The organism is Kitasatospora sp. NPDC057512, assembly GCF_042802135.1.
Taxonomy (GTDB): Bacteria; Actinomycetota; Actinomycetes; order Streptomycetales; family Streptomycetaceae; genus Kitasatospora.
The window spans coordinates 1-8886 of sequence record NZ_JBHVET010000325.1 but is presented as its reverse complement, the minus strand read 5'-3'; the positions used below and the strand labels follow the sequence as shown (position 1 = coordinate 8886).

The 8886-nt window shown below is 72.2% G+C and carries 4 protein-coding genes; all 4 read right to left on the bottom strand.

The features are described 5' to 3' along the window. Positions 1-41: 41 nt before the first annotated feature. The gene (locus tag ACFU6K_RS21375) at positions 42-4403 is read right to left on the bottom strand and encodes a LamG-like jellyroll fold domain-containing protein (RefSeq protein ID WP_380665274.1); all 4362 of its coding nucleotides are present in this window, start codon (positions 4401-4403) and stop codon (positions 42-44) included. A gap of 643 nt (positions 4404-5046) precedes the next feature. Continuing rightward, a complete protein-coding gene (locus ACFU6K_RS21370) occupies positions 5047-5739 on the bottom strand; it encodes a formyltransferase family protein (RefSeq protein WP_380665272.1) in 693 nt (230 codons plus the stop codon). After that, positions 5736-6968: a cytochrome P450 gene (locus ACFU6K_RS21365; protein WP_380665270.1), complete on the bottom strand. Its 1233-nt coding sequence runs from the start codon at positions 6966-6968 to the stop codon at positions 5736-5738. The genes ACFU6K_RS21370 and ACFU6K_RS21365 overlap by 4 nt, the downstream gene beginning before the upstream one ends. Before the next feature lie 2 nt (positions 6969-6970). Beyond that, positions 6971-8752, bottom strand: a complete 1782-nt coding sequence (locus tag ACFU6K_RS21360) for a beta-ketoacyl synthase N-terminal-like domain-containing protein (RefSeq protein ID WP_380665268.1) — start codon at positions 8750-8752, stop codon at positions 6971-6973. Positions 8753-8886 lie beyond the last annotated feature (134 nt).

Here is an 8886-nt window from a genome sequence, read left to right as displayed (position 1 = left end):
GGGGCGGCAGGACGCCGCCCGGCCCACGGAAGGTTGGGGGATCAGACGCCGGTGGAGGTGCTCAACTCGACGTTGTAGTCGGCCAGCTTGGCGATCTGCGCGGGGCTCAGCACGCCCTGGTACAGCCAGACGTCGTCCAGCTCACCGGAGAAGTACTCGCCCCAGGCGCCGGCCGCCTTGGTACGGCCGAACTGCACGCCGCCGCCCGCCTCGTAGGGCTGCGGAGCGCCCGTCCAGGAGATGTGCGGGGTGCAGCCGGTCGAGCCGTCCGCGCAGCCCTGGTTCTCGACCTGGCCGTTGACGTACAGGGCGAGCCGGTCCGCGAAGGCGTCGTAGCTGACCGCCAGGTGCGTCCAGTTCTCCAGGACGGAGACGGCCGGGGTGTGCGCGGTCAGGGTGCGCGCCGCGCCGTTGGCGTCGGAGTCGCGGACCTCGGCCTGCCACTGACCGGTCGGCTGGCCGTTGGCGTCCTTGCCCAGGGGGTGCCAGCGCAGGGTGACCGCGCTGTTGTTGGCGCCGGCCACGGACAGCACCGTCATGTCCCGGGTCGGGACGCCCGCCGTGTTCGCCCAGCCGGCCAGGGTGAAGCTCTGACCGGTGTGCAGCGGGACGGAGCCGGTGGCCGCGTAGCCGGTGGAGCCGTCCAGCAGCAGGGTGCCGGGGACGGGCAGCACGCCGCCGTCGGCCTTGATCGAGGCGCCGCCGCCGAGCTGGGCGCCGGCCTTGGCCGGGCCCTCGTCGGGGGTGACGGCGGGGGTGCCGGTGGCCGCGTTGAGCTTCCAGCGGCCGGCCAGCTGCGGGCGCTGCTGGACCATCGCGCCGGCCTCCGGGCCGGTGACGACGCGGTCGTAGAGGCGCACGTCGTCGATCTCGCCGCCGAAGAACTCGCCGTTGACGCCCTCGCGGTTGACGGCGCCGATCTGGATCGGGCCGGGGTTGGCCCAGGGCGCGTTCTGGGTGTAGTCGGACTGTCCGACGAGGAAGCCGTTGATGTAGAAGCGCAGCTTCTTCGCGGCGGTGTCGGAGACGCCCAGCAGGTGGGTCCACTCACCGGTGGTGCCGGTGAAGCACGGCACGCCGTTGATCTGGCTGCCCGCGGTGCAGGCGTCCTGCCAGGTGCGCACCAGGGTGTCGGCGGAGCTGTCCTCCTTGTAGCGCCCGAAGATCCAGCGGCCCCAGTAGGGCGAGTAGTACAGCGAGAACTCGTTGTTGTGCTGGCCGATCTGGGTGACCGCCATCTTCGGGGTGGTGTCGCCCGGCGTCGGCGCGGGCAGCTTCACCCACGCGGAGACCGAGAAGTCCCGGCTGCCGTCCACCTGCGGGCGGGTGCCGCGCAGGTAGTCGTCCACGCCGTCCAGGTGGATCGCCTTGTCGGCGATGCCGGGGCGGCCGAGCGCGACGCCGTTGTAGGCGGTCAGGTCGTCGGTCTCGGTGGTGCCGACGGGCTTGGCGGAGCTGCCGTCCAGGTGCCAGACCGCCTTGGCGGGGCGGCCGGTGGCGAGCTGCTTGTCGGCGGCGACGTCGGCGGCCTCGGCCTTGCTCAGGGAGCGGTCCCAGAGCCGGACCTCGTCGACCGAGCCCTTCCACGGGTCGGTCCAGTTGCCGTAGTACTTGGAGCGGCCGAACTCCAGCGCGCCGCGGGCGTCCCAGGTGGCGGTGACGTTCGCCGGGGTGCCGGGCACGCCGTTGACGTACAGGGTGCTGGTCCTGGCCACCGGGTCGTAGACGCCGACCAGGTGGGTCCACTGGCCGAGCGTCACCGGGGCGTCGGAGAAGGCCGGTTCGAGGGCGTAGCCGTTGGTGTCCGAGCTGGAGGTCCACATGCTCCACTTGCCGCCGGCCAGGCCGAGGGCGAAGCGGGCCGCCCAGGTGCCGTTCTCACTGACCGCGACCCGGTTGCGGGTGTTGTCGGTGAGGTTGACCCAGGCGGAGACGGCGAAGCCGCGGGTGGTGTCCAGCACCGTGCCCTGGGTCTCGGCGTAGCCGTTGGCGGTGCCGTCGAAGGCGAGGCCCTCGCCGAGGTGGCCGGGCGCCCCCGCGGTGGCGCCGGAGGCGAGGGTGGCCTCGAAGCCGCCGCCGGTGCCGGTGACGCCGGTGCCGCTCGGGTCGTCCATCGACCAGCCGGTGCGCTGGGCCTGCCCGGCGAGCACGTTGAAGTAGTACGTCTCGGGCTGCGAGGCGTTGCCCGCGCCGTCGACGGCCCGGGCGGAGAGGAAGTGGACGCCGGCGGTCTGCGGCTGGATGCGCACGGTCTGGCCGGCGCCGCCGCTGGTGGCGACCTCGTTCGCCGCGGACGGCGAGGTGTCGAGGCCCCACTGGTACTTGACCACGTCGGTGGCGGCGGACTTCAGGGTGAACTGGCCGCTCTTGCCGACGCCGTCGGTCCACGGGAGGGCCGCGGTGGCGTCCTTGGAGCCCGGGTAGGCGTCCGAGGTGATCGCCGGGCCGTCCGGTGCGGAGGTGTCGACGATGAAGTAGCAGCCGGTCGGGTCACCGTCGGAGGACCAGGGCCCCCACTGGGCGCCGTCCCAGGCGCGGGCCTCCCAGTCGAGCTGGAGGTTCTTCGGCAGGTCGGTCGGCAGCGGCCAGGAGAAGATCGAGCCGGAGGCCTTGAAGGTGTTGCCCCCCGGCGCGGCGTCCTCCGAGCCGGTGGACCACCAGCGCCGGCGCAGGCCGGTGCCGTCGTCCCAGCCGACCGCGAACTGCACGCCGACGGCCTCGCCGTCCGGGTCGGTGGCCCGGGTGGTGACCTGCGGCATCTTGTTGATCTTGATGCCCGGGTACTGGCAGACCGAGCCCGGCGACATCGTCATGTCGGACATCGGGATCTGGTTGGGGCGCAGGTTGTAGTACACCGACAGGTAGGCGTCGTCGGTGAAGCGCTTCCAGGCGAGGGTGTCGCCCTCGTTCTGGGCCTTCAGGCCGAAGGTGATGGTCGGCCAGCCCCAGTTGGCGGCGTCCTGGACGAGGTTCTTCACCGCGCCGGTCTCGCCGTACTCCAGCCAGCCGCCGGGGCAGCTGCCGCTCCAGCCCTTGGCGGTGTTGATGGTCTGGAGGTAGCGGCTCCAGAACCCGGAGGCGTTCTGGGCGTTCCAGTTCAGGCCGGGGGAGATGTAGCCGGTGCTCCACAGCTCGACGGGCCGGGCGTCGCAGGAGTACGACCAGCTCTCGTAGGTGCCGAAGGTGGCGGAGAGGACCTGCTTGCCGACGAACGGGTTGGGCAGCTGGAAGAAGGCCCGCTTCACGTCGGTCGGCGCGCAGCGGGAGGTGTCGCCGCAGTAGCCGACGCCCCAGTCGTGGACGTAGCTGCTGTTGTACGTGAAGTGCCAGTAGGCCTGGTTCGGGTAGGTGCGCGAGACGCCCGCCCAGTCGCCGGCGTGCGGGGTGTTCCACGCCGGGTCGATCATCACCGGGTAGACCGTGTCCGGGGCGTCCAGCATGGCCTGGTCGGGGGAGAGCAGCAGGCCGTCCTTGGGCAGCTCGACCTTGAGGCGGGTCATCTTGGCGCCCTCGCCGGGCAGGTCGCCGTAGCCGGCGGCGGCGGGGTCGCTCGGCGCGGGAGCGGCGGGAGCGGCGGGGGCCTCGGCCTGCGGCGCCGCCTGCGGGGCGGCCTGCGGGGCGGCCTTGAACGCCTTCGGGGCGGCGGGCGCGGGGGCGGCGGGCGCGGCGGCCGGGGCGCTCGGCGCGGGTGCCGCGGCCGGCTTGGAGGAGTCCCACATCACCGGGACGGGCGCCTCGAAGACGGTGCCGCCGCCGGAGGGGTCCTTCGCCTTGAGGGTGCCGTCCGCCTCCTGGCTGACCGTCAGGCCGTGGCCCTGGAGGCCGAGCCGGAGCTGGTCCAGCTCGGGGTTCCTGGCGGCCTCGGCCGTGTGCACCACGATGACCTGGGTGAACCCGGTCTTGGTGGCGGACAGCCTCAGGTCCACGTCCGGCAGGATCGACGCGTACTCGGCGGTCGCGCCGTTGACGGTCGGCTTGGGCAGGGGCTTGGGCCAGCTGAGCTTCAGCTCCTTGCCGGCCCGGGCCATGGTGACCAGCGGTGCGGTGCCGCCGCCGGAGAACGTCAGGTCGGCGGTGGAGCCCTTGGGGGCGATCGCGCCGCCGGGCAGCGTCCGGAGGGTGGGGTCGAGTTCCACCCAGGCGCCGTTCTTGCGGACGCGCTTGGGCTGGACGTAGGTGGTGGTCTTCAGCTTGCCGTCGGGCTGGGCGACGGTGTCGCTGGTCTCGCCGCGCTTGGCGAGCACCTCGACCGGCTTGCCGGTGCGGGCGGCCTCCTGGACGGCCAGGGTCTCGGCGGTGTCCTGGGGCCCCGTCGCGCCGGGCGGAGGTGTCCCTCCGGCGGCGGCGGCCGGCACCACCGCGGTCGCGGCGAGCGCGACCGCGGCGAGTGCCGCGGCGAGCATGCTGCCCGACCGTCTTGCTGCTGTTCTCACTGTGCGTAAGCTCCGACTTCCGGAATGTGGGCGAAGTTTGAGCGGATCTTTATGGACGCCTGAAAGAACTGTCAACGCTTCATCAGAAAAGCATGAGAAAAAAGCCCTTGGTGCGGCCCTGCCGGACGGGGGGCAGCTCGGGTGAAAACGGATGAACCGACCACTTCGGTGTGAGGTAAATCACGCCCCGGAGAGCCGTCGTGGGCGTGCCCCCGAGGCACGTTCGGCCGTCGCGAACGGTGACGCGCGGCACCGGTGCGCCGGTCCGGCCGCCGGGTCGGCGACGCTCCGTCAGGCAATCACTGCTGGTCACCACGGGTCTCGCGGTGGGATCCGGGCGGCGGGCACAAGGCGGGACGATTGCCGGGGCCATACGGTTCCCGGGATCCGAAAGGTCGTTTTTGCGAGGTCGGCGCGGGAAGTCGGATTCCCGCTGGCTGACCGTCAGATCGAATAACCCGGTTTCACCGCAGTCGAGTTGCCGGAGAAAAGGGGATCGGAATTGCCAACTCGGGCTTTACGAAAGCACACAGGTGCCCCCGGAGTATCGAACACCCGGGGGCACCTGAGGAGTTGATCGCAGCAATTCGGCTGTCGCGGCGCTACACGGCTCTCACTCGTGCAGCGCCCGCGCGCTGCCGTCGACCCGCACGCTGCCCGGCAGGGCGATGAGTTCGGGCTTGAACAGCGGCTGGGTGTCCATCGCGGGCTCCCAGGTCGCCAGCTTCTCGTCCTGGGGCACCTCGATCCGCCGGTCGGCGGCGAGGTCGTCGACCACCTTCAGCAGCAGGCGCACGCCGAGCGGCGCCAGGTGGTCGCGCCACAGGCTCTGCGCGGTCGAGCCCGGGGGCACGAGCAGGTGCTCCTGGGCGGCGAGCGGGCCGCCGTCGGTGCGCTCGGTGAGGTGGTAGACGCTCCCGCCCGTCACCTTGTCGCCGTCGCGGATGGTCCACCGGATCGCGTCCCGGCCGCGGTGCAGCGGCAGCAGGCTGGGGTGGTACCCGATGGTGGCGACGCCGGCCCGGGCGCGCGTCCGTCGGCCGAGGAAGGCGTGCGAGTGCGCGGCGAGGATGACGTCCACCCCGTCCGGGATGTGCATCGCCCGCAGTTCGAGCGAGTCCGTCCAGGGGATGTCCCGGGGGAACGCCCAGGCGCGCAGGCGGTCCCAGGACATCGCGTCGCCCTCGTCGGTCCTGCCCTTGCGCAGCCGGGGGGCGGCCGCGCCGACGATCTTGTGCCCCTTGTCCAGGAGGGCTTCCGCGACCTGCACCGCGAACGCCCCCTGTCCTGACATGTAGATGTTCATCCGCACTCTCTCAGTCCGGAGTGGTCGGGCGTGAAGCGCACCGGCATGGTGGAGAACCCGGTCAGGAAGTTGGACCGGATCGGCAGCGCCTCGTCGGTCTGCTCGAACCCGAGGGTGAAGTCCCGCAGGGCCTTGAGCAGTTCGGCGATCTCCACCTTGGCCAGGTACGAGCCGACGCAGAAGTGCGGCCCGTAGCCGAAGGCCAGGTGCTTGTTGGGGGTGCGGCCGAGGTCGAACACCCCGGGCCGGGCGAAGACCCGTTCGTCCCGGTTGCCGGAGGCGTGCCAGAGCGTGACGATGTCGCCCTGCCGCAGCCGTACGCCGTGCAGTTCGGTCTCCCGCTCGACGCTGCGCCCGAAGTGCATGGTGGGCGACGCCCAGCGCAGCACCTCGTCCACGGCCGTCTCGATCGCGACCTCGCCGCGCTTGAGCCGTAGCCACTGCTCGGGGTGGGCCGCGAGCGTGCGGACGCAGTCGATCATCGTCAGCCGGCTGGTCTCGTCGCCCCCGATGATCAGGCTGTAGCAGTTGAGCACGACGTCCTCGTCGGACAGCGGCACACCGTCGACGGCGCTGCCGATCAGCATGCTGATCACGTCGTCGCCGGGTGCCTCGCGCCGCTCCTCGACGATGTCCATGAAGTACATCAGGATCTCGTTGCGGGCCATCTCGGAGTCGACCTCGTCGACGTCCTCGTCGTCCGCGGACAGCGCGGTCTTGGTGAGGCTGAGCAGGTAGTCCCGGTCCTGCTCGGGCACGCCGAGCAGGTTGGAGATGGTGGTCATCGGGATCCGCGAGGCGATCCGCTCCGCGAAGTCGCATCCGCCGGAGCCGACCGCCTCGCGGATCCACTGCCGGGTGTTGACCCGGACGGTCCCCGCGACCTCGTCGAGCACCCGCGGCGAGAGCACGCGCTGGAGGATCTTGCGCAGCTCCAGGTGCCGGGGCCCGTCGGTGACGGCCAGCATCCGGCCGGCCCCGGCGTCGCCGCCCTCCAGGAGGGTGACGAGCACGTTGCCGCGCTGGGACGTGAAGTTCACGTTGTCCCGGTAGGTGGCCATGATGTCGTCGTAGCGGGAGAGCACCCAGAACCCCCGGCGGCCGTCGACCGGCGGGTTCCAGTGCATCGGCGCGGTGTCCCGCAGGGTGCGCCAGAACCCGTCGAGGTCGTGGTCGGCGAAGGTGGCCGGGTCGCCCAGGTCCACGGTGTCCAGTGCCGGTGTGCTCATGCCTACCAGTCCGTACGCCAGAACCGGCGGGGCTGGAAGGGATAGGTGGGCAGCGGCACGCGGCGTCCGGCCCGCTCCCGGTGCAGGGCGTCGAAGTCCACCTGTTGCCCGGTCACCCAGGCGGCGGCCAGGTCGGCCAGGGCCGGCGCGTCCTGCCCGGACGGCACGATCCCGTGGTCGGTGCGGGAGAAGGAGCCCGGGTCCGTCCGCGGGGCGGCGGCGGTCGAGGCGACCGGGCCGCGGGCGTCGTCGGACAGCGCCGCGACCAGCTCCTCGCGGCTGCGGACCACGGCCGCCCAGCGGCGGCCCATCACCTTGCGGCCGAGGTTGAGGGTGAAGCAGACGTCGTCCAGGCGCAGCTCCGGGTGGGCCTCCAGCCACTCCCGGAGCCGGGTGCGCTGCCGGGCCAGCGCGTCGTCGTCCATGGCGGACAGGGTGGCCAGCCGCGGGCGGCCCGCCTCCTCGGGGGCGCGTCCGGCCGGTGCCGGCGGCTCCTCCAGCACCAGGTGGGCGTTGTAGCCGCCGCCGCCGAGCGAGGTGATGCCCGCGCGGCGGATGCCGGCCTCCGGCTCCCAGGCCGCGCCCTCGATCTGCGGCACGAAGGGGGTGCTGGGGAAGTCGAGGTCCTGGTTGACCTCGGTCAGGTTGATGGTGGCCGGGAGCGTCCGGTGGTACAGCGCCAGCGCGGCCTTGACCGCTCCGAAGCCGCCGGACACCACACCGCCGTGGCCCACGTTGCCCTTGACCCCGCCGATCGAGGCGGTCGCGGTCTGCTTCCCGAACGCCATGGTCGCCGCGTGCACTTCGAGCTCGTCGGTCACCGGCAGGCCGAGGCCGTTGGCCTCGTACATCGACACGGTGTCCGGGCTGACGCCGCCCACCTCCATGGCCGCGGCGATGCACGCGCTCAGCCGCTCGGGCTGGGCCAGGCCGTACGCCATCGCGCTGACGCCGTTGTTGTTGACGGCCGAGCCCCGGACGACGGCGTAGACGTGGTCGCGGTCGGCGACGGCCCGGCCGAGCGGCTTCAGCAGCAGGGTGACGACACCGCTGGACAGCGCGCTGCCGGTGCCGTTGGCGTCGAACGGGCGGCAGTGGCCGTCCCTCGACAGGATGCGGTTCTCCTCCCACAGGTGCCCGCGCGGGTGCGGCAGGCGCACCATCGCGCCGCCGGCGATCGCCATGTCGCTCTGGCCGAGCAGCAGCGACTGGCAGGCCAGGTGCACCGCGTAGTGGAAGCCCGCGCAGACGGCGGCGACCGTGACGGCCTCGCCGGTGAGCCCCATGTAGTACAGGGCGTTGGAGGTCATGCTGTCCGGCGACCACGCCAGGCTGGCCTCGATCGCCTCGGGGCCGACCGACGCCCGGTCCGGCGGGGAGCTGTAGAGCGCGGCGGTCTGCGGGTTGTTGGCGCCGTACATGCCGATCTCGGCGGTGAGCCGGTCCGGGTCGTAGCCGCCGTCCTCCAGGGACTCCCAGGCGCTCTCCAGGTACAGCCGGTTCTCGGGGGTCATCGCGGCGGCCATCCGGTCGCTGATGCCGAACACCGATGGGTCGAACCTGTCGTACGTGTCGAGGACGCCGCAGGCCCGGACGTAGGACGGGTTGTGGATCAGGGTCTCGTCGACGTGGATGTCCTCCTTGGCCAGGAACGACACGGTCTCCCGGCCGTGGACGAGGACGTCCCAGAACTGCTCCTTGGTGCGGGCGCCCGGCGCCCGCAGGGACATGCCGATGACGGCCACGTCACCCGGGTCGTACTCCTGCTCGGGGCTGTCGGTCATGGAAGGCTCCTGCTTCGTGTGCTTCGTGTCGGGTGGAGGTGACTCGGGTGACTCGGTGGCTAGCGGCCGGTGCCGCCGGCGCCGCGGCCGCGCAGGGCGGCGCGGCGGGCGCCGGCGCGCTGGCGGGCCGACTC